We start from the raw sequence: 18,778 nt of genomic DNA on the forward strand, positions 1-18,778 counted from the left end.
ATGCAGCCGCTCGCCGATTTTCTTGCCCGGGTCACGCCGCCCCAGACCCCGGCCCTCGTCATCCGCCGCGCCGCGCTCGATGCCAACCTTGCCGCCATGCAGGCGGCCTGCAGCGCCGGCGGCGTTCGCCTCCGTTCCCATGGCAAGATGCACAAATGCGCCGCGCTCGGGCAGTTGCAGGTTGCCCATGGCGCCATCGGCCTGTGCTGCCAGACGGTGGGGGAAGCGGAAATTTATGCTGCTACGGGTATCGCCGACCTGATGATCACGGCGCCCACCCCGCCCTGGGGCTGGCCGCGTCTCGCCGCGCTGGCCAGCGCCACCCGCATCAGCGCCGTCATCGATTCGCACCAGCAGCTCGCCAACGCCGTCGCCAGCGGTGGCCGGTTCGACCTGTTCGTCGATATCGACCCCGGCTTCCACCGCGCCGGTGTCGCGATTGCCGACGCCCCGGCGCTCGCCGCCGCCATTGCCAACGCACCGAACATGCGCTTCGGCGGCATCCAGGGCTATGCCGGCCATTTGCAGCACGCCCCCAACCACGACAACGGCCGCGCCGCCGCCAACGCCGCCTTCACCGCGCAGCTGCGGGCGCTCGTCGCCGAACTGGGCGCCGCGGGCCTGCCGCCGCCGCAGGTCAGCGGCGGCGGCACCGGCACCTACAGCCTCGATATCGCCGGCGGCGTCTTCACCGAAATCCAGGCCGGCAGCTATGCGCTGATGGACGTCGACTATACGAACGCCGGTGCCGGCGAAGGCGAATGGCCGTTCCAGCCGGCATTGTTCCTCGCCGCCACGGTCGTTTCGGCCAACCATGTGCCGCTGGTCACCTGCGACGCCGGGCTGAAGGCATTTCACAGCGACGGCCCGCCGCCCCGCGTCGTCGCCGGCGCCGCCCCCGGCAGCCGCTGGCGCAGCATGGGCGACGAACATGGCGCCATCACCCACCCCGGCTTCGCCGACCGCCTCGCCGCCGGCGAAAGCGTTGCCAGCATCGACGCGACAAGCGGCCGCCCCGCCGATACCCCGCGCGAAGGCGCCATCGTGTGGCTGCAACCCGGCCATGTCGATCCCACCGTCGCCCTCCACGACGCCTATTGGGTCGCCGACGAGGCCGGCCATCTCCAACGCTGGGCCATCGACGCCCGGAGGACTTCATGACACATTGGCATCTCGGCATCATCGGCGGCTCGGGCCTCTACGCCCTCGATGCCCTGGAAAACCCCCGCTGGGTGACCGTCGAAACCCCCTGGGGTGCCCCGTCCGACGCCGTGCTGACCGGCAGCATTGCCGGCATCCCCCTCGCCTTCCTGCCTCGCCATGGCCGCGGCCACCGCGTGCCGCCGCACCTGGTCAATGCCCGCGCCAATATCGACACGCTCAAACGCCTCGGCTGCACGGACGTGCTCGCCGTCTCGGCGGTCGGCTCGCTCAGCGAAGTTTTTGCGCCCGGCGAGTTCGTCGCCGTCGACCAGATCATCGATCGCACCCGCGCCCGCCCCTCGACCTTTTTCGAATCCGGCCTCGTCGCCCATGTGCCGATGGCGGACCCGGTCTGCCCGCGCCTGACCGGCCTCGCCCTCGCTGCGGCGCGCGCCGCCGGTGCCACCGTCCACAGCCCGGCGACCTACCTCACCATGGAAGGCCCGCAATTTTCCACCCGCGCCGAAAGTCGGCTCTACCGGTCGTGGGGCGCCGGCGTCATCGGCATGACCGCGATGCCCGAGGCCAAATTGGCCCGCGAGGCCGAACTGCCCTACGCCCTGCTCGCCATGGTCACCGATTATGACTGCTGGCACGATGGCGGCGATGTCGATGTGTCGGAGATACTCCGCGTCATGGCCGGCAACGCCGACACCGCCCGCGCCGCCATCGTCAACCTGGTCCGCAACCTGCCGGCGGAACGCCCGGCCTCGCCGATCGACACCATCCTCGACACCGCCATCATCACCGCGCCCGACGCCCGCGACCCCGCCGCCATCGCCCGCCTCGACGCCATATTGGCGCGTGTTTCGCGCTGCTGAGGACGCCCATGCACCGCATCGAACTCGCCACCGCGGCCGGCCCGCGCTCCGCACTGGTCTGGGATATCGCGCCCGCCGGCGCCCCCTGGCTGCATTTCGCCCATGCCACCGGGATGCACAGCGGGCTGTACGCGCGTCTGCTCGCGCCGCTGGCGGACCACTTCCACATCGTCGCCAGCGATTCGCGCGGCCATGGCCATTCACCGGGCGGCCCCGTCGGTGACCACGTCCGCTGGGATGATGTCGCCGCCGACCTGGTTGCCGTCACCGATGCGGTCGCTCCCGCCGCGCCATGGCTGCTCGCCGGCCATTCGATGGGCGGCGCCGTTTCGCTGCTCGCCGCTGCCGCGCATTCGGATCGCGTCGCGGGCCTCGTCCTCGTCGATCCGCCCTTCGTGCCGTTCGCAATCGCCCGCGCCGCCGGAGATGCGATCGTTGCCAACCCGATGGCCGATCAGGCGGCGAAACGCCGTGCCGACTTTCCCGATGTCGCCACCGCGCGCGCGGCCTATGCCGGCCGCGGCGTTTTCCGCAGCTGGAGCGACGCGGACCTCGACGCCTATCTCGCCGATGGCCTGCGCCCGACGGCCGATGGCGTCACGCTTGCCTGTGCCCCGGCCTGGGAAGCGGCAACCTTTCGCGGCGTCAGTCACGGCATCGAAGCCGCCCTTGCCGCGCTCGACCGCCCGTTCGCGCTCATCGCCGGGGAAACCGGATCGACCGTGCCGCCCGCGGAGTTCGCCATATTCGCCGCGCATCCCCGCTGCCGGTCCGCAGAGCGGCTGGCGGGAACGACGCATTTCGTGCCGCTGGAACGCGGCGATGCGGTACGAGCGGCGATCCTGGCGGTTGCGGGGTAAGACTGGGGCCATTGGCCCCAGACCTCGATTCTTCGATTATGCGCTACACTTCCGCAATCGGGGTCTGGGGCCAAGGCCCCAGCCGCCGGAGGCAAAAGGATTCACATGCGCCGTCTCACCCTGTTCGCTCCCATCCTCCTCGCTGCCTGCGGCGACACCGCCACCCTGCCGATCACCGCCGGCCAGGGCACCAGCCCGACGCTGCCGGCACCCGCATCGTCGCTGCTGCCGACGGTCAACATCGCCAAGCGCGTCGGCTGGCCGGATGGCGCGGCGCCGACAGCCGCTCCCGGCCTTGCGGTCAACGCCTTTGCCGCCGGGCTGGCCCATCCGCGCTGGCTCTATGCCCTGCCCAATGGCGACATATTGGTGGCCGAAACCAACGGCCCGGCCCGACCCGAGGAGGAGACCGGCATCAAGGGCAAGGTGCAGAAGCTGGTCATGGGCCTCGCCGGTGCCACCGTGCCATCGGCCGATCGCATCACCCTGCTGCGCGACACCGATGGCGATGGCGTCGCCGATGTCCAGGCCCCCTTCCTGACCGGGCTGCATTCGCCCTTCGGCATGGTGCTGGTCGGCGATCAGCTGTTCGTGGCGGAAGCCGACAGGCTGACCCGCTTCGCCTATGTGCCCGGCGCCACTGCCATCACCACCCCCGGAACCAGGGTCGCCGACCTGCCCGGCGGCCCGCGCAACCACCATTGGACCAAGAATGTCGTCGCATCGGCAGACGGCAAGACCTTGTTCGTCGCGGTCGGCTCCAATTCCAACGTCGCTGAAAACGGCCTCGCTGCCGAAAAGGACCGAGCCGCCATTCTCGCCATCGACCCGGCGACCGGCGGCGCCGCCGTCTTCGCCACCGGCCTGCGCAACCCGGTCGGGCTGGCGTGGAACCCCGTCACCGGCGCGCTGTGGACCAGCGTCAACGAACGCGACGAAATCGGCTCCGACCTGGTTCCCGACTACATGACGAGCGTGAAGCCCGGCGCCCATTATGGCTGGCCGTGGAGCTGGTACGGCAACCATGTCGATGTCCGCGTCAAACCCGAACGCCCCGACATGGTGGCGAAAGCGATCGCCCCCGATTATGCGCTGGGGCCGCATACCGCCAGCCTGGGGCTGGCCTTTGCGCCGGCCACGGCCGCGCTGGGCCCGCAATTCGCCAGTGGCGCCTTCATCGGCCAGCACGGATCGTGGAACCGCAAGCCGGCATCGGGTTATCGCGTCGTCTTCGTGCCGTTCGCCGATGGCAAGCCGCAGGGCCTGCCGGTCGATGTGCTGACCGGCTTTCTGAACAAGGATGGCCAGGCGCAGGGCCGCCCGGTCGGAGTCGCCTTCGATGCTGCCGGCGCCTTGCTCGTCGCCGACGACGCTGGCAACAGGGTGTGGCGGGTGACGGCGGCGAACGCCGCACCGGCAGGGAGTGTTGCACCATGAACGTCCATCAACCGATCGCCCCCGATACCCAGCACATGGCGCCGAAGTGGCCGGCCTTCGACTGGCAGGACCCGCTGCTGCTCGATGCCCAGCTGACCGACGAGGAACGGCTGATCCGCGACAGCGCCCGCGGCTTTTGCGAGGCGGAGCTGATGCCGGTGGTCAAGATGGCCAACCGCACCGAAAGCTTCGACCCCGACCTGATGCGCAAGTTCGGCGCCGCCGGCCTGCTCGGCCCGACCATCGACGGCTATGGCGGTGCCGGCGCCTCCTATGTCGCCTATGGCCTCATCGCCCGCGAGGTGGAGCGCGTCGATTCGGCCTATCGTTCCGCGATGAGCGTCCAGTCGAGCCTCGTCATGTACCCGATCTGGGCGTACGGCTCGGAGGCGCAGCGCGAGAAATATCTGCCCGGGCTGGCGTCGGGCGACCTCATCGGCTGCTTCGGCCTGACCGAGCCCGATGCAGGGTCGGACCCCGGCGGCATGAAGACCCGCGCCCGCCAGGTTCCCGGCGGCTGGGTGCTCAACGGCGCCAAGATGTGGATCACCAATTCCCCGCTGGCCGACGTCGCGGTGGTCTGGGCGAAGTGCGATGACGACAAGATCCGCGGTTTCGTTGTCGAACGCGGCGACGCGGGCTTCACCACCCCCAAGATCGAGGGCAAATTCTCGCTTCGCGCCGGCGTCACCGGTGAAATCGTCCTCGCCGACGTCCATCTGCCCGCCGACCGCATCCTCGCCGGCGTCACCGGCCTCGCCGGGCCCTTCGGCTGCCTCAACAATGCGCGCTACGGCATCGGCTGGGGCGCAATGGGTGCCGCCGAATTCTGCTGGCACGCTGCCAGGCAATATACGCTCGATCGCAAGCAGTTCGGCCGGCCGCTGGCGGCGACCCAGCTGATCCAGAAGAAGCTGGCGGACATGCAGACGGAGATCACCCTGGGCCTGACGCTGGCGCTCGCCGCCGGCCGCCTGATGGACGACCACCGGCTTGCCCCCGAAGCGATCAGCCTGTTGAAGCGCAACAACTGCGGCAAGGCGCTCGCCATCGCCCGCGAGGCCCGCGACATGCACGGCGGCAACGGCATTTCGGACGAATATCACGTTATCCGCCACGTCATGAACCTGGAAGCCGTCAACACCTATGAAGGCACCCACGACGTCCACGCCCTGATCCTGGGCCGCGCCCAGACGGGGTTGCAGGCGTTCTTCTGATCCGCCCCTTCTGATCCGTCACGGTCATGCCATTGGACGTGGCATGACCTTGTCGCCGGCTATTTGCGTTGCGGGACCACGAAGCGCCCGGTCACCCGCCCCGGTGTCCCCGTCGTGCCGGGCCCGCGCGAATCGAAGCTCGACAGGCCGGTGTCGAGGTTGAGCACCAGCCGCTGCCCCTTGAGCATCGAGCCGCCGCGATCGAGCGTCACATTGCCGGTCATGGTGATGATCCGCCCCGCGACGTCATAGATGCCGTTGTTGGCGGTGGCGCGTTCCGACGGGCTGATCAGCCGGACATTGCCCCGCGCATCGAGCCGCTGCATCTCGGGGTCGCCGGTCTTGCGCGTGTACAGGATTTTCACATTGTCGGCATAAAGCGTCAGCTGGCCCTGGCGGATGACGACATCTCCGGAAAACACCGCCTGGTTGGCAGCATCCTGCACCTCGATCCGCGCTGCATCGACGTCGACCGGCGCGCTGCTGTCGAGCCCCTTGAGCGCCGACACCTGCGCCAGCACCGGCGCGGCGAGCAGAGCGGCGGCGAGAAGGATGCGTTTCATCGCCCCGCTCTGCCCGTCCGACCCCGGATTCGCAAGTGGGCGCCGCCGTCCATCACCAGGGTGCGCCCCTGGATATCGCCCGACATGCGCGCGGCGCTGAAGTTGCCGATGGGCAGCGTGCCGGTCACCGGCGTTTCCGTGGAGACGCGGCGCGTGTTGAGATCGATGTCCACCGTGTCCGAATCGAGCGTATAGCCTGCGGTCGAATCGAGCCGCACCGGCCCCGTGACCTGCAGCCTGTCATTCTCGATGAAGTAGCGCCCCGCCGGGGCCGTGACCGTCGCCGGGCCGTCGGCCATCGCCAGCTTCGCCTTCAGCCCGGTCAGCTCGACGATCGCCACCGCGCTGCTGCGCTGCACGGCGCCCTGTGCCGAGATGGTGAAGGCTTCACCCTTTTCGGTTTCGCCGCGATAGACGGCGTTGTCGATCCGCAGCCGCTCGGCAGCGACGCCGACCTTGTCCTTGGCCAGCAGGAAGCTGAACTCGCTGACCTTGGTCATCGGCACGATGACGATCGCTGCGAGCACGGCAAAGGCCAGCACCGGCAACAACCATTTCAGCAGCCGCACGCGCGTGTCATGCGCCCCGCCCGGCCGTGCCGCACGCTGCCGCGCCGTCAGCGCATGCGCGCCGTCTGCCGCGCCATAGGGAAGACTTGCCGTCGCCATCGGCTACATATGCGCGAAAATATCGGTTTCGTCCCAGCCGGCGAGATCGAGATCGGCGCGCGTCGGCAGGAAATCGAAACAGGCCTGCGCCATTTCGGTGCGCCCCTCGCGTGCCAGGCGTTCGGCAAGCACGGCATGGGCGCGGTGCAGATAGCGCACATCGGACGCCGCATAGTCCTTCTGCGCCTCGGTCAGTTCGGCCGCACCCCAGTCGGACGACTGCTGCGCCTTGGAGATATCGACCCCGATGGTTTCCCGCAGCACGTCCTTCAGGCCATGGCGGTCGGTGTAGGTGCGCACCAGTTTGGACGCGATCTTGGTGCAGAACACCGGAGTCGCATCGATGCCGAGATAATGTTTGATCACGGCGAGGTCGAAACGCGCAAAATGGAACAACTTCACCCGGCTGGGGTCGGCGAGCACCGATGTCAGCACCGGCGCTGCATAGACGCCCTTGGTGAAACGGACGAGGTGCTCATCGCCCTGGCCATCGGCAAGTTGCAACAGGCAAAGCCGGTCGCGGTGCGGATGCAGCCCCATGGTTTCGCTGTCGACGGCGATCGCGCCGGGCGCAAAAACGTCGTGCGGAAGGTCGCCTTCGTGAAGATAGATTGTCATCCGACGCGGCGTAGCAGGCAGCGAGCGGCATGTCATCCGCTGGTCGCTGACCTTGCCCGGTTCGCCGCAGCGCCGGAACCGGTCCGTCGGTGGCGCGTCTTTCGTTTCGACCGGCACATGACGTGTGGTCAAGACATTGACTTCGTTTTGCACCCCGTTGCTTAGGAGAAGACCGATGAAGACTGTTTTTGGCGGCATTGCCGCAATGATGTTTGCCACGGCCGCCTTCGCCCAGACGGCGACGACGACCGACCCCATGACTCCGTCGGCGTCGCAGCCGGGCGCGATGACGCCGGGCGCGACGGGATCGATGTCGCCGGGTTCGCCGACGGCGACGGAACCGATGACGTCCACGACCGGCACGCCGCCGTCGGCCTCGTCGGCCAACAAGATCGCCGAAGCGCCGGCGCTGGTCCAGAAGAACGGCAAGTGGTGGAACGGCGACCGCGAGGCTTCCAAGGCCGAAATCGCTGAATATCAGCGCAATCGTCCGCAGTAAGCGGGTTACCAAGGGCCGCAGCCGGTGCTGCGGCCCTTTTTATTGCCTGACGTACCGCGCTAGATGAGGCCCTGTGCCCGCATCGAGACATGGCCGCCGCGCCCGACGATGACATGATCGTGTACGACCAGCGCAAGATGTCGTCCGGCTTCGATGATCGCCTTCGTCATCACGATATCGTCCCGCGACGGCTGCGGGTCACCCGACGGATGGTTGTGCACCAGCACCATTCCCGCAGCACCCAGTTCCAGCGCGCGCTTGACGATCTCGCGCGGATAGACCGCCGCCTGGTTGATCGTCCCTTCCGACATGCTTTCGTCGCGGATCATCACATTGCGATTGTTGAGAAAGATCACCCGGAACTCTTCGGTGACCCGGTGGGCCATCGCCGCGTGGAGATAATCGGTCAGCGCCTGCCAGCCGCTCAGCACCGGCCGATCAAGCGCTGCCGTGCGCAGCGATCGCAGCGACGCCGCCTCGACGAACTTGATGGCGGCGGCGGCGCCCTCGCCCAGCCCTTCGACCCGCGCCAGTTCTGCCGGCGTGGCCGCCATCACCACCGGCAGGCTGCCGAACTCGGCCAGCAGGCGCTTCGCCAGCGGCTTGGTATCGCGACGCGGTATCGCGAGGCCGAGAAGATATTCCAGCAACTCATAGTCTTGAAACGCATCGCCGCCGCCGGCCAGCAGGCGCGCGCGCAGCCGCTGGCGGTGCCCGATATCGCCGCTGTCGTCGCTCACGCCTTGCCCCCGCACCGCATGCCGGTCACTTTGCGGGCTGCATGTCGCCGCCGCAACCCTTGCCGGCCGCACCGGCAGCGTCGGCAGTAGCAGCCGGTCAGGCGCCGTACGGCGGCGCCGTGAAGCCCATCGGCGAGCCGGTGAAGATCTCGGCGCCATCGTCGGTGATGCCGATCGAATGTTCGAACTGCGCCGACAGCGACCGGTCGCGCGTCACCGCCGTCCAGCCATCATCGAGCAGCTTCACATCCGGCCGGCCGCTGTTGATCATCGGTTCGATGGTGAAGAACATCCCCGGGCGCAGCAGCACGCCCTTGCCCGGTTTGCCGAGGTGGACGACGTTCGGCGCGTCATGGAACAGCCGGCCGACGCCATGGCCGCAAAAGTCGCGCACCACGGAAAAGCGATTGGCCTCGGCATGGCTCTGGATGGCATGGCCGACATCGCCCAGCGTGTTGCCGGGTTTCGCCGCGGCAATGCCGCGCATCAGACATTCATAGGTCACCTCGACGAGCCGCCGGGCCTTCAGCGGCACATCGCCGACCAGGTACATGCGGCTGGTGTCGCCGTGCCAGCCATCGACAACCACCGTGACATCGATGTTGACGATGTCGCCATCCTTCAACTTGCGCGCCGACGGAATGCCGTGGCAGACGACATGATTGACGCTGATGCACAGCGAATGGCTGTAGCCGCGATAGAAGATCGTCGCCGAATGGTGCCCGGCCGCGCGGACATAATCATAAGCGAGCTTGTCGAGATCGATCGTCACGGCATCGGGCACGACATGCGGCGTCAGCATGTCGAGCACTTCGGCGGCCAGCCGCCCGGCCTTGCGCATGCCTTCGAACGCCGCCGGCGTGTGCAGGCGGATCGTGCCTTCGCCCGGGTCGGAAACGGTAACGAAGTCCTGGGTGGCGGTCATGGTCATGGTTCCCGACAAATAGGCGCTCGCGCCGCGCCTGTCCATGACGCGGACCCCGGATGCGACCCCGCATGCGACCGTGCAGGCGACCTTGCGCCGCCGGTGCGGCGCTCCCCCACTTTGCGCGGGCGGCCGGGTCGTCTAACGAAGCGGCATGACCGGTCCCGATTCCTCACGCATCTATACCGCGGCCCTGCTGATCATCGGCGACGAAATCCTGTCCGGTCGCACCCAGGACGCCAACCTCGCCTATCTCGCCAAATGGCTGGGGGTGCAGGGCATCCGCCTGAAGGAGGTCCGTGTCGTCTCCGACGACATGGCGGCGATCGGCGATGCCGTGAACGCGCTGCGAACATCATACGACTATCTGTTCACGACCGGCGGTATCGGCCCGACCCATGACGACATCACCGTCGATGCCATCGCCGCGGCGCTGGGCGTGCCGGTCATCGTCCACCCCGACGCCCAGGCGATCCTTGCCGGCTATTATGGCGACAAGCTGACCGATGCCCGGCTGCGCATGGCCCGCACACCCCAGGGCGCGAGCCTCATCGAAAACCCGCGCACCAAGGCCCCCGGGATCCGCGTCGGCAACATCTTCATCATGGCCGGCGTTCCCGCCATCACCCAGGGCATGCTCGCCGCGCTCGATGGCGTGCTGCCGGGCGGTGCCCCCGTGCTGTCGCGCACCATCGCCGCCTGGACGCAGGAAAGCACCGTCGCCGCGACGCTGGGCGCGGTCGAAAAGGCGCATGACGGTGTCCAGATCGGCAGCTACCCGTTCTGGCGGGATGGCCGCACCGGTGCCAATTTCGTCATCCGCGCCACCGACCCGGCGATGCTTGCCACCGTCGCCAGCGCCTTGATGGCAGCGCTGCAAGCGATCGGCATCGATCCCGTCGATGGTGAACTCTGACTTGCCATGACGGTCGCCATCTGTGTTAACACCTCCGGCATATATGAACAGGGGGAGCGGCAATGACGGTCCTGCGATGGATATTGGTGACGGCGCTGGCGGTGGCCTTCCTGCTGCTGGCCGTCGCCAACTGGACGCCGGTGCCGTTTCGCCTGCCGGACGGGGCCATGGTCAACATCCGCCTGCCGCTGTTGCTCGCCGCCGCCTTTGTCGCCGGCTGGCTGCCGACCTGGCTCGTCCACATCGGCGCCAAGGCACAATGGAAGCGCAAGCTCGCCAAGACCGGGGTCGCGCCGGCGGAACCGCGGCCGTCGCCGCTGCCGTCGCAGGCACAGCCGACCATCGTGCCCCCTGCCGGGGCCTGACCGGGGCATGACCAACCCCGTTTTCGTCGCCATCGACCTGCCCGACCTTGCCGCCGCCCGCACCCTGGCCGCCGCCGTCGCGCCGCATGTCGGCGGCCTCAAGCTGGGGCTGGAGTTCTTTTGCGCGCAGGGCCCGGCGGGTGTCGCCGCCATGGCCGCACTGGGCCTGCCGCTTTTCCTCGACCTCAAGTTGCACGACATCCCCAACACGGTCGCCGGCGCGCTCCATTCGCTCGCCGGCCTCGCGCCCGCCATCGTCACCGTCCACGCCGCCGGTGGCCACGCCATGCTGGCCGCGGCACGCGCCGCAGCACCGGCAGCCACAAAGGTCGTCGCGGTGACGGTGCTGACCAGCCTCGATGACGGCGACCTGTCCGCCATCGGTGTCGCTGGCGGCACCGCCACGCAAGTCGCCCGGCTGGCGGCGCTGGTGCGCGCTGCCGGGCTCGATGGCGTCGTGGCCAGTCCGCACGAAACCGCAGCGGTGCGCGCTGCCTGGAGCGAGGCGCTGATCGTCGTCCCCGGCGTCCGCCCGGCGGGCAGCGCGGTCGGCGACCAGAAACGTGTCATGACGCCGCGCGAGGCCCGCGCCGCCGGGGCCTCGGTGCTGGTCATCGGCCGCCCGATCACCGCCGCCGCCGACCCGGTGGCAGCAGCCGCCGCGATCGCGCGCGACCTGTCGTGACCCGGATCAAATTCTGCGGCCTTTCGACGCCCGACAGCGTCGATGCCGCCATCGGCGCCGGCGCCGCCTATCTCGGCTTTGTCTTCTTCCCGCCCTCGCCGCGCCACCTGACGCTCGACCGCGCCGCCGGCCTGATCGCGCGCGTGCCGCCCGCCACGGCCAGGGTCGCCGTCCTCGTCGACGCCGACGACGAAACCATAGACGCCGTCCTCGCCGCCGGGATCGACACGCTGCAGCTGCACGGCCGCGAAACGCCCGACCGCATCGCCGCCGTCCGAGCCCGCACCGGCCGGCCGGTCTGGCGTGCCGCCGGGGTTGCCACCCGCGCCGATATCACCGCGGCGATTGCCGCTGCCGGCCCTGCCGACCGGTTGCTCCTCGATGCCAAAGCGCCTAGGGAAGCGACCCTTCCCGGAGGCAATGGCCAGGCGTTCGACTGGCGGTTGCTCGACGGAATGCATCTGCCGCCGGGCTGGGGACTGTCGGGTGGGCTGGATGCCGGCAATGTCGGGGATGCGCTTGCGCTTTTGCGCCCCGCCTTTGTCGATGTATCATCAGGTATCGAGGATCAACCCGGCGTGAAATCAGTCTCCAAGATCAGGGCCTTCGCCGCAGCGGTGCACGGCCGATGAACATCCAGACCCCGCCGCGGTCGCTCCGGGCCGGGCCGGATGCCGATGGCCATTTCGGCCAGTTCGGCGGCCGCTATGTCGCTGAAACCCTGATGCCGCTGATCCTCGACCTTGAAAAGGCCTATCGCGCCGCCCAGGCCGACCCGGCGTTCAAGGCGCAGTTCGACGACCTGCTGACCCATTATGTCGGGCGCCCCAGCCCCTTGTATTTCGCCGAACGCCTGACCGAAACGCTTGGCGGCGCCAAAGTCTATCTCAAGCGCGACGAGCTCAACCACACCGGCGCCCACAAGATCAACAATTGCATTGGCCAGATCCTGCTCGCCAAGCGCATGGGCAAGACCCGCATCATCGCCGAAACCGGCGCCGGCCAGCACGGCGTCGCCACTGCCACTGTCGCGGCGCGCTTCGGCCTGCCCTGCGTCATCTACATGGGCGCCCGCGACATTGCCCGCCAGGCGCCCAATGTCTTCCGCATGAAACTGCTCGGGGCCGAGGTCCGGGCCGTCGAGTCGGGATCGCGAACGCTCAAGGACGCGATGAACGAGGCACTGCGCGACTGGGTTACCAATGTGGGCGATACCTTTTACATCATCGGCACCGCCGCCGGCCCGCACCCCTATCCCGAGCTGGTCCGCGACTTCCAGAGCGTCATCGGCCACGAAGCCCGCGCCCAGATGCAGGCCGCCGAAGGGCGCCTGCCCGATGTGCTGGTGGCGTCGATCGGCGGCGGTTCCAACGCCATCGGCCTGTTCCACCCCTTTCTCGACGAACCCTCGGTACGGATGATCGGCGTCGAGGCGTCGGGCCGCGGTCTCGATACCAGCGAACACGCCGCTTCGCTTGCCGGTGGCCGCCCCGGCGTCCTCCACGGCAACAAGACGATGCTGCTGCAGGACGACGATGGCCAGATCACCGAGGCGCACAGCATTTCGGCCGGGCTCGACTATCCCGGCATCGGCCCCGAACACAGCTGGCTGCACGCCATCGGCCGCGTCGAATACCAGTCGGCGACCGACGACGACGCGATCGAGGCGTTCAAGCTGCTCTGCAAGGTCGAAGGCATCATCCCGGCGCTCGAACCGGCCCATGCCCTCGCCGCCGTCATGCGCGTCGCGCCGACGCTGGCTGCTGACAAGCTGATCATCGCCAACCTCTGCGGCCGCGGCGACAAGGACATCTTCACCGTCGCCGAAGCGCTGGGTGTGACGCTGTGACGGCCTGCGAGCGGAGGGTTGCATGATGGACCGGGTGTCCACCCGTTTCGCCGCTTGCGCCGCCCAGGGCCGCGCGGCGCTCGTCACCTTCGTTACCGCCGGTGACCCCGATCTGGCCACCTCGGCCGCCATTCTGCGCGCGCTCGTTGCCAGCGGCGCCGACATCGTCGAACTCGGGATGCCGTTTACCGATCCGATGGCCGATGGCGCCGCCATCCAGCTCGGCAATATCCGCAGCCTGTGCAGCGGCACCAAATTGCGCGACGTCCTCGCCATGGTCGCCGATTTCCGGCGCAGCGACGACGCCACCCCGATCATCCTGATGGGCTATTTCAACCCCATCCTCGCCTATGGTCCGTCACGCTTCGCCGCCGACGCCCGCGCCGCCGGCCTCGATGGCACCATCGTCGTCGACCTGCCGCCCGAAGAAGCTGCCGAACTGGTCCCCGACCTGTCCGCCCATGGCCTTCACCTGATCCGGCTGGCGACGCCGACCACCGATTCCGCCCGCCTGCCGCGCGTTCTCGATGGCGCCTCGGGCTTTCTCTATTATGTCGCCGTCGCCGGCGTCACCGGCGCCAATGCCGCCGCCGCGACCGACATCGCCGACGCCGTGACCCGGTTGAAGCGATCGACCGACCTGCCGATCGCCGTCGGCTTCGGCGTCCGCACCCCCGACCAGGCCGCCGCCATCGCCGCCCATGCCGATGCCGTCGTCGTCGGGTCGGCGATCGTCGACACCATCGGCGCTGCCGCCGAGGCGCGCGCCAACGATATTCCCGCCCGCGTCGGCGCGCTGGTCGCCGACCTTGCCGCCGCCGTCCGCGGCGCCCGGCCAACCAAGGAGCAAGCGGCATGAGCTGGATCACCCGCACCCGCCAGCAGCTGACGGGGTTCATGTCGCGCCGCGAAACCCCCGACAATCTGTGGACCAAGTGCCGCAACTGCGGGACGATGGTCTACACGAAGGAATGGGACGAAAATCTTTCGGTCTGCCCACGCTGCGACCATCATGACCGGATCGGGCCACGCGAACGTTTCGCGCAGGTCTTCGACGGGGAATTCGCCTCCGTCGCCGTCCCCCGGGTGCCCGAGGATCCGCTGAAGTTCCGCGACCAGAAACGCTATGTCGACCGGCTGCGCGCCGCCAAGACCGCCACCGGCGAGCCCGAGGCGATGACGGTCGGCGACGGCCGCATCAATGGCGTGCGCGCCATTGTCGCCATCCAGAATTTCGCCTTCATGGGCGGGTCGATGGGAATGGGCGTCGGCGAGGCCTTTCTCGCCGGCGCACGCGCCGCTGTCGAAGCCCAGGCGCCGTTCGTCGTCTTCACGGCCGCCGGCGGCGCGCGCATGCAGGAAGGCATTCTCAGCCTGATGCAGATGCCGCGCACCACGGTCGGCATCGCCGAATTGAAGGAGGCCGGCCTGCCCTATGTCGTCGTCCTCACCGATCCGACCACCGGCGGCGTCACGGCCAGCTATGCCATGCTCGGCGACATCCAGATTGCCGAGCCCAAGGCGCTGATCGGTTTTGCCGGCCAGCGGGTCATCGAACAGACGATCCGCGAAAAGCTGCCCGAAGGCTTCCAGCGCGCCGAATATCTGCTCGACCATGGCATGCTCGACATGGTCGTCCACCGGTCGGAGCTGAAGGACACGCTGGCCCGGCTGCTCGGAATGCTGATGGCGCGGCGCGTGGCGCACGCCGCCTGATGCCGGGAGCGGCCGATACCGAAACCGCAGCCGGCGCCCGCATGGAACGCGCCCGCTCCGACGACGCCGTTCTCGATGCGCTGCTGCAGGCGGCGTTCGCGCTCCACCCGCAGGAAATCGAGCTCAGCCTCGGCCGCCTCGAACGCCTGTTGGCGCGGCTCGGCAACCCGCACCAGAAGCTGCCGCCGGTGTTCCATGTCGCCGGCACCAACGGCAAGGGTTCGACCGTCGCCTTCCTGCGCGCCTGCCTCGAAGCCTCGGGCCGGCGCGTTCATGTCTATACCTCCCCGCACCTCATCCGCTTCAACGAGCGCATCCGCATCGCCGGCCATGTCATCAGCGACGAAGCACTGTCCGAGCTGCTCCGCGAGATCCTGGCCCGCAACGCCGGCCAGCCGATCACCTTCTTCGAACTGACGACGGCGCTGGCCTTCCTGGCCTTTGCCCGCATCCCCGCCGACGCCTGCATCATCGAAGTCGGCATGGGCGGCCGCATGGACGCCACCAACGTCATCGCGGCACCGCTGGTCACCGGCATCGCCGCGCTCGGCCTCGACCACCAGCAATGGCTCGGCGCCACCATCCTCGACATCGCCCGCGAAAAGGCCGGCATCGCCAAGCGCGGCGTGCCGATGATCGTCTCGCGCTATCCCAAGGCCGTCTGCGGGCGCATCGCCGAAGTCGCCGGTGTCACCGGTGCACCGCTGCGGGTGCGAGGGGAAGATTGGGACGTCGCCGCCTATGAAGGCGCGCTCCACTTCCGCGATGCCGAAGGCCGGCTGACGGTGCCGCTGCCACGCCTTGCCGGCGCGCATCAGGTCGACAACGCCGGCCTCGCCATCGCCATGCTGCGTGCGCAGACGGCGTTGCCCGTCGCCGAAGCGGCGCTGCGCGCCGGCATGGGCTGGGCCGAATGGCCGGCGCGGCTGCAACGCCTGGAACCCGGCCCGCTGACACGGCTGCTGCCGCCCGAAACACCCGTATGGCTCGATGGCGGCCACAATCCGGCCGCGGGCCGGGCGCTCGCCGAAAGCCTGTCGCCGGACCTGGTCGGCGGCCGCCCCGTCACGCTCGTCGTCGGCATGCTGGCGCCCAAGGATGCCCGGGGCTTTCTGAAGGCCTTCACCGGGCGCGTCGCGGCGGTCTATACCGTCCCCATTCCGGGCCACGCCCATCACGATCCCGATGCGCTTGCCGCCGCCGCCCGTGACTGTGGATTTCGCGCCCGCGCCGCCGCCGATCTGCCCGCCGCCCTCGATGCGATCGCGGCCGCTGCCGATCCGGCGCAGCCGCCCCTGGTGCTCATCGCCGGCTCGCTCCACCTCGCCGGCCACGCGCTTGCGCGCAACGGTCAGAGCGCCGGCTAGACCGGCCTTTCAAACCTTCAAGGGCGCCCGCCCGGTGCCGAAGCCGTCGTCGCACGCCGGCAGCTCGGCATAACTCGCCCGGCGGCCATCGCGACTGATCCAGATGCGCAACGAGGCCCGTTCCGGGCAGGGCCGATAGCGCCAGCGAAACTCCCAGCCATCCGCCCAGCGCGCGTCCTCGCGCGGGGCGAACATCGCCAGCCCTTCGCCGCTGCCATGGCTATATTGTGCCCGCAGCCGGTCGGCGAGGCGTGCGGCGGTGGGCGCATCGATGTCACGTCGCCACAGCAGCACCACCGCGCAAAAGGCGAGGCCGATGGCGACCCCGATCAGCAGGAGCCGGCGGCGACGCGGCGGACCCGCAACGTCAGCCATGGTCGGCGGGGGCCGTTGGCCACATGCGGCCGGGATGCGCGTTGAAAGCCATGCCCGCCACTTCTAGACACGCCGAACGCGCGTGGCGAGGGGCCGGCACCCGTGGCGGCGCGGCATTTTCACCGGCTTGCGATCCCTGTGCCCGCGACACGTTCGTTGACATGGTCGCCGCCTTCGACTATCGCCCCGCCTTCGCATCGGCACGGCTTTCGAGTCTCGCCGCTCACATGAATTGAAGCCAGGGTTTAAGCGATGTTCGCAGTTGTGCGCACCGGCGGCAAACAATATCGGGTCGCCACCGATGACAAGATCCTCGTCGAAAAGATCGACGGGGAAGCCGGCACGAACGTCACGCTCGAAACGCTGATGTTCGGTGATGCCGGTGCGATCACCACCGGCGGCAGCGTCACGGCTGAAATCGTCGCGCAGACGAAGGGTGACAAGGTCATCATCTTCAAGAAGCGCCGTCGCCACAATTATCGCCGCAAGAACGGTCATCGCCAGCAGCTGACCGTCCTCAAGATCACTTCTGTCGGGTAAGAGACAATGGCACATAAGAAAGCAGGCGGCAGTTCGCGCAACGGTCGTGATTCGGAAGGTCGTCGCCTTGGTGTGAAGCGCTTCGGAGGGCAGGAACTGCTCGCCGGCACGATCATCATTCGCCAGCGCGGCACCCGCGTCCACCCCGGCCGCAACGTCGGCCTGGGCAAGGACCACACCATCTATGCCACGTCGGACGGCGTCGTCGTCTTCCATGAAGGCAAGCTGGGCCGCAAGTACGTCAGCGTCGATCCGTCGCCGGTCGCTCCCAGCCTCGCGATCGCGGCCGAATAGGCCCAACCGGCCTTCGCCTTTTGCGACATTCAAGGGGGGAGCCGGGCAACTGGCTCCCCCTTTTTCTTTGAATTGAACCGTTCATGCAGTTTCTCGACCAGGCCAAGATCTTCGTTTCGTCGGGCCGCGGCGGGGATGGCAGCGTGTCGTTCCGGCGGGAAAAATTCGTCGAATTCGGCGGGCCCGATGGCGGCGACGGCGGCAAGGGCGGCGATGTGATCTTCGAAACCGTCGCAGGCCTCAACACGCTCATCGATTTTCGCTATTCGCAGCATTTCAAGGCCGGGCGCGGCCAGCACGGCATGGGCCGCAACCGCACCGGCGCCGGCGCCGACGACGCGATCATCCGTGTCCCGATCGGCACCCAGATCCTCGCCGACGACGACGAGCGCAGCCTGATCGCCGACATGACCCGCCCCGGCCAGCGCGTCGTGCTGCTGCGCGGCGGTGATGGCGGCAAGGGCAACAGCCATTACAAGACCAGCACCAACCGCGCCCCGCGCCAGTTCCAGCCCGGCTTCGAAGGCGGCGAAATGTGGATCTGGCTGCGGTTGAAGCTGCTCGCCGACGCCGGGCTGCTCGGCGCGCCCAACGCCGGCAAGTCGACCTTCATCAACGCCGTCTCGAACGCCGCCGCGAAGGTCGGCGCCTATCCGTTCACGACGCTGAAGCCGCAGCTGGGCGTCGTCGCCCACAAGAACCGCGAACTGGTGATGGCGGATATTCCCGGGCTGATCGCCGGCGCGGCCGATGGCGTCGGCATCGGCGATCGCTTTCTCGGCCATATCGAGCGCTGCCGCGTTCTCCTCCACCTCGTCGACGCCAGCGCGCCGGCGCCGGTCAAGGCCTGGCGCACCGTGCGCGACGAGCTCGACGCCTATGGCGGCGGCCTCATCGACAAGCCCGAGGTTCTGGCGCTGTCCAAGTCGGACCTCGTCAGCGCCGCCAGCCTGTCGGCCAAGCGCCGCGCGCTGGAAAAGGCCAGCGGCCAGCCGGTGCATGTCCTCTCGGCGGCGACGCGCCAGGGGGTCGATGGCGTTCTCGATGCGCTGATCACCCTCGCCGGGCGCGACCTCGAAGCCGTCAAGGCGGAGGGAATGGCGTGGACCCCGCTTTGACG

23 protein-coding genes are annotated in these 18,778 nt (G+C 68.6%); 17 read left to right on the top strand and 6 right to left on the bottom strand.

The genetic code is table 11. The features are described 5' to 3' along the window. The 5 genes from GGQ62_RS07515 (at position 1) to GGQ62_RS07535 (ending at position 5,538) form a co-directional block, all read left to right on the top strand. Entirely contained in the window at positions 1-1,161 is a 1,161-nt protein-coding gene (locus GGQ62_RS07515) for an alanine racemase (protein WP_152578339.1), read from the top strand. Beyond that, on the top strand, positions 1,158-2,024 hold the full coding sequence (gene mtnP / locus GGQ62_RS07520; RefSeq protein WP_152578340.1) for an S-methyl-5'-thioadenosine phosphorylase: 867 nt from the start codon (positions 1,158-1,160) through the stop codon (positions 2,022-2,024). Before GGQ62_RS07515 ends, mtnP begins: the two co-directional genes overlap by 4 nt. Before the next feature lie 8 nt (positions 2,025-2,032). Further along, the gene (locus GGQ62_RS07525) at positions 2,033-2,884 is read left to right on the top strand and encodes an alpha/beta fold hydrolase (RefSeq protein WP_152578341.1); all 852 of its coding nucleotides are present in this window, start codon (positions 2,033-2,035) and stop codon (positions 2,882-2,884) included. Positions 2,885-2,989: 105 nt separating this feature from the next. Then, complete coding sequence (locus GGQ62_RS07530; protein ID WP_152578342.1) at positions 2,990-4,321, top strand: PQQ-dependent sugar dehydrogenase; 1,332 nt, start codon at positions 2,990-2,992, stop codon at positions 4,319-4,321. Beyond that, positions 4,318-5,538, top strand: a complete 1,221-nt coding sequence (locus GGQ62_RS07535) for an acyl-CoA dehydrogenase (protein ID WP_194163386.1) — start codon at positions 4,318-4,320, stop codon at positions 5,536-5,538. Before GGQ62_RS07530 ends, GGQ62_RS07535 begins: the two co-directional genes overlap by 4 nt. Before the next feature lie 59 nt (positions 5,539-5,597). On the opposite strand, the gene lptA is transcribed toward GGQ62_RS07535, so the two are convergent. Genes lptA through GGQ62_RS07550 form a run of 3 tightly spaced genes read right to left on the bottom strand, consistent with a single transcriptional unit; the run spans position 5,598 to position 7,387 of the window. Further along, positions 5,598-6,101, bottom strand: a complete 504-nt coding sequence (gene lptA / locus GGQ62_RS07540) for a lipopolysaccharide transport periplasmic protein LptA (RefSeq protein WP_152578343.1) — start codon at positions 6,099-6,101, stop codon at positions 5,598-5,600. Then, complete coding sequence (gene lptC / locus GGQ62_RS07545) at positions 6,098-6,769, bottom strand: LPS export ABC transporter periplasmic protein LptC (protein ID WP_152578344.1); 672 nt, start codon at positions 6,767-6,769, stop codon at positions 6,098-6,100. Before lptC ends, lptA begins: the two co-directional genes overlap by 4 nt. Before the next feature lie 3 nt (positions 6,770-6,772). Beyond that, positions 6,773-7,387, bottom strand: a complete 615-nt coding sequence (locus GGQ62_RS07550) for a ribonuclease D (RefSeq protein ID WP_152578345.1) — start codon at positions 7,385-7,387, stop codon at positions 6,773-6,775. Positions 7,388-7,562: 175 nt separating this feature from the next. On the opposite strand from GGQ62_RS07550, the gene GGQ62_RS07555 reads away from it, so the two are divergent. Beyond that, positions 7,563-7,886: a hypothetical protein gene (locus tag GGQ62_RS07555; protein WP_152578346.1), complete on the top strand. Its 324-nt coding sequence runs from the start codon at positions 7,563-7,565 to the stop codon at positions 7,884-7,886. Between the two features lie 59 nt (positions 7,887-7,945). On the opposite strand, the gene radC is transcribed toward GGQ62_RS07555, so the two are convergent. Beyond that, positions 7,946-8,626: a RadC family protein gene (radC, locus tag GGQ62_RS07560; RefSeq protein ID WP_194163387.1), complete on the bottom strand. Its 681-nt coding sequence runs from the start codon at positions 8,624-8,626 to the stop codon at positions 7,946-7,948. A 97-nt stretch (positions 8,627-8,723) separates the two neighbouring features. After that, positions 8,724-9,551 carry a type I methionyl aminopeptidase gene (map, locus tag GGQ62_RS07565; RefSeq protein ID WP_152578348.1) on the bottom strand — a complete coding sequence of 276 codons (828 nt, stop codon included), beginning with the start codon at positions 9,549-9,551 and terminating at the stop codon, positions 8,724-8,726. 154 nt (positions 9,552-9,705) lie between these two features. On the opposite strand from map, the gene GGQ62_RS07570 reads away from it, so the two are divergent. The 8 genes from GGQ62_RS07570 (at position 9,706) to GGQ62_RS07605 (ending at position 16,449) form a co-directional block, all read left to right on the top strand. Next, entirely contained in the window at positions 9,706-10,467 is a 762-nt protein-coding gene (locus GGQ62_RS07570; RefSeq protein WP_152578349.1) for a competence/damage-inducible protein A, read from the top strand. A gap of 62 nt (positions 10,468-10,529) precedes the next feature. Continuing rightward, positions 10,530-10,832: a hypothetical protein gene (locus GGQ62_RS07575; protein WP_152578350.1), complete on the top strand. Its 303-nt coding sequence runs from the start codon at positions 10,530-10,532 to the stop codon at positions 10,830-10,832. Between the two features lie 7 nt (positions 10,833-10,839). Beyond that, positions 10,840-11,517 (top strand): orotidine-5'-phosphate decarboxylase, encoded by a 678-nt coding sequence (pyrF, locus tag GGQ62_RS07580; RefSeq protein WP_152578351.1) that lies wholly within the window; start codon positions 10,840-10,842, stop codon positions 11,515-11,517. Then, positions 11,514-12,149, top strand: coding sequence for a phosphoribosylanthranilate isomerase (locus GGQ62_RS07585; RefSeq protein ID WP_152578352.1), 636 nt, complete (start codon positions 11,514-11,516; stop codon positions 12,147-12,149). The genes pyrF and GGQ62_RS07585 overlap by 4 nt, the downstream gene beginning before the upstream one ends. Continuing rightward, positions 12,146-13,366 (top strand): tryptophan synthase subunit beta, encoded by a 1,221-nt coding sequence (gene trpB / locus GGQ62_RS07590; protein ID WP_152578353.1) that lies wholly within the window; start codon positions 12,146-12,148, stop codon positions 13,364-13,366. Before GGQ62_RS07585 ends, trpB begins: the two co-directional genes overlap by 4 nt. Before the next feature lie 22 nt (positions 13,367-13,388). Beyond that, the gene (trpA, locus tag GGQ62_RS07595) at positions 13,389-14,225 is read left to right on the top strand and encodes a tryptophan synthase subunit alpha (RefSeq protein WP_152578354.1); all 837 of its coding nucleotides are present in this window, start codon (positions 13,389-13,391) and stop codon (positions 14,223-14,225) included. Continuing rightward, entirely contained in the window at positions 14,222-15,082 is an 861-nt protein-coding gene (accD, locus tag GGQ62_RS07600; RefSeq protein ID WP_152578355.1) for an acetyl-CoA carboxylase, carboxyltransferase subunit beta, read from the top strand. Before trpA ends, accD begins: the two co-directional genes overlap by 4 nt. Continuing rightward, on the top strand, positions 15,082-16,449 hold the full coding sequence (locus tag GGQ62_RS07605) for a bifunctional folylpolyglutamate synthase/dihydrofolate synthase (protein ID WP_243446227.1): 1,368 nt from the start codon (positions 15,082-15,084) through the stop codon (positions 16,447-16,449). The genes accD and GGQ62_RS07605 overlap by 1 nt, the downstream gene beginning before the upstream one ends. Positions 16,450-16,458: 9 nt before the next feature. On the opposite strand, the gene GGQ62_RS07610 is transcribed toward GGQ62_RS07605, so the two are convergent. Beyond that, the gene (locus tag GGQ62_RS07610) at positions 16,459-16,824 is read right to left on the bottom strand and encodes a hypothetical protein (protein ID WP_152578356.1); all 366 of its coding nucleotides are present in this window, start codon (positions 16,822-16,824) and stop codon (positions 16,459-16,461) included. A gap of 252 nt (positions 16,825-17,076) precedes the next feature. On the opposite strand from GGQ62_RS07610, the gene rplU reads away from it, so the two are divergent. The 3 genes from rplU (at position 17,077) to obgE (ending at position 18,776) form a co-directional block, all read left to right on the top strand. Then, on the top strand, positions 17,077-17,364 hold the full coding sequence (gene rplU / locus GGQ62_RS07615) for a 50S ribosomal protein L21 (RefSeq protein WP_152578357.1): 288 nt from the start codon (positions 17,077-17,079) through the stop codon (positions 17,362-17,364). Positions 17,365-17,370: 6 nt separating this feature from the next. After that, entirely contained in the window at positions 17,371-17,658 is a 288-nt protein-coding gene (gene rpmA, locus GGQ62_RS07620) for a 50S ribosomal protein L27 (RefSeq protein ID WP_152578358.1), read from the top strand. Positions 17,659-17,741: 83 nt separating this feature from the next. Then, a complete protein-coding gene (gene obgE / locus GGQ62_RS07625; RefSeq protein ID WP_152578359.1) occupies positions 17,742-18,776 on the top strand; it encodes a GTPase ObgE in 1,035 nt (344 codons plus the stop codon). Positions 18,777-18,778: the final 2 nt, after the last annotated feature.

The sequence above is a fragment of the Polymorphobacter fuscus genome, assembly GCF_011927825.1.
GTDB classification, from domain to species: Bacteria; Pseudomonadota; Alphaproteobacteria; order Sphingomonadales; family Sphingomonadaceae; genus Sandarakinorhabdus; species Sandarakinorhabdus fusca.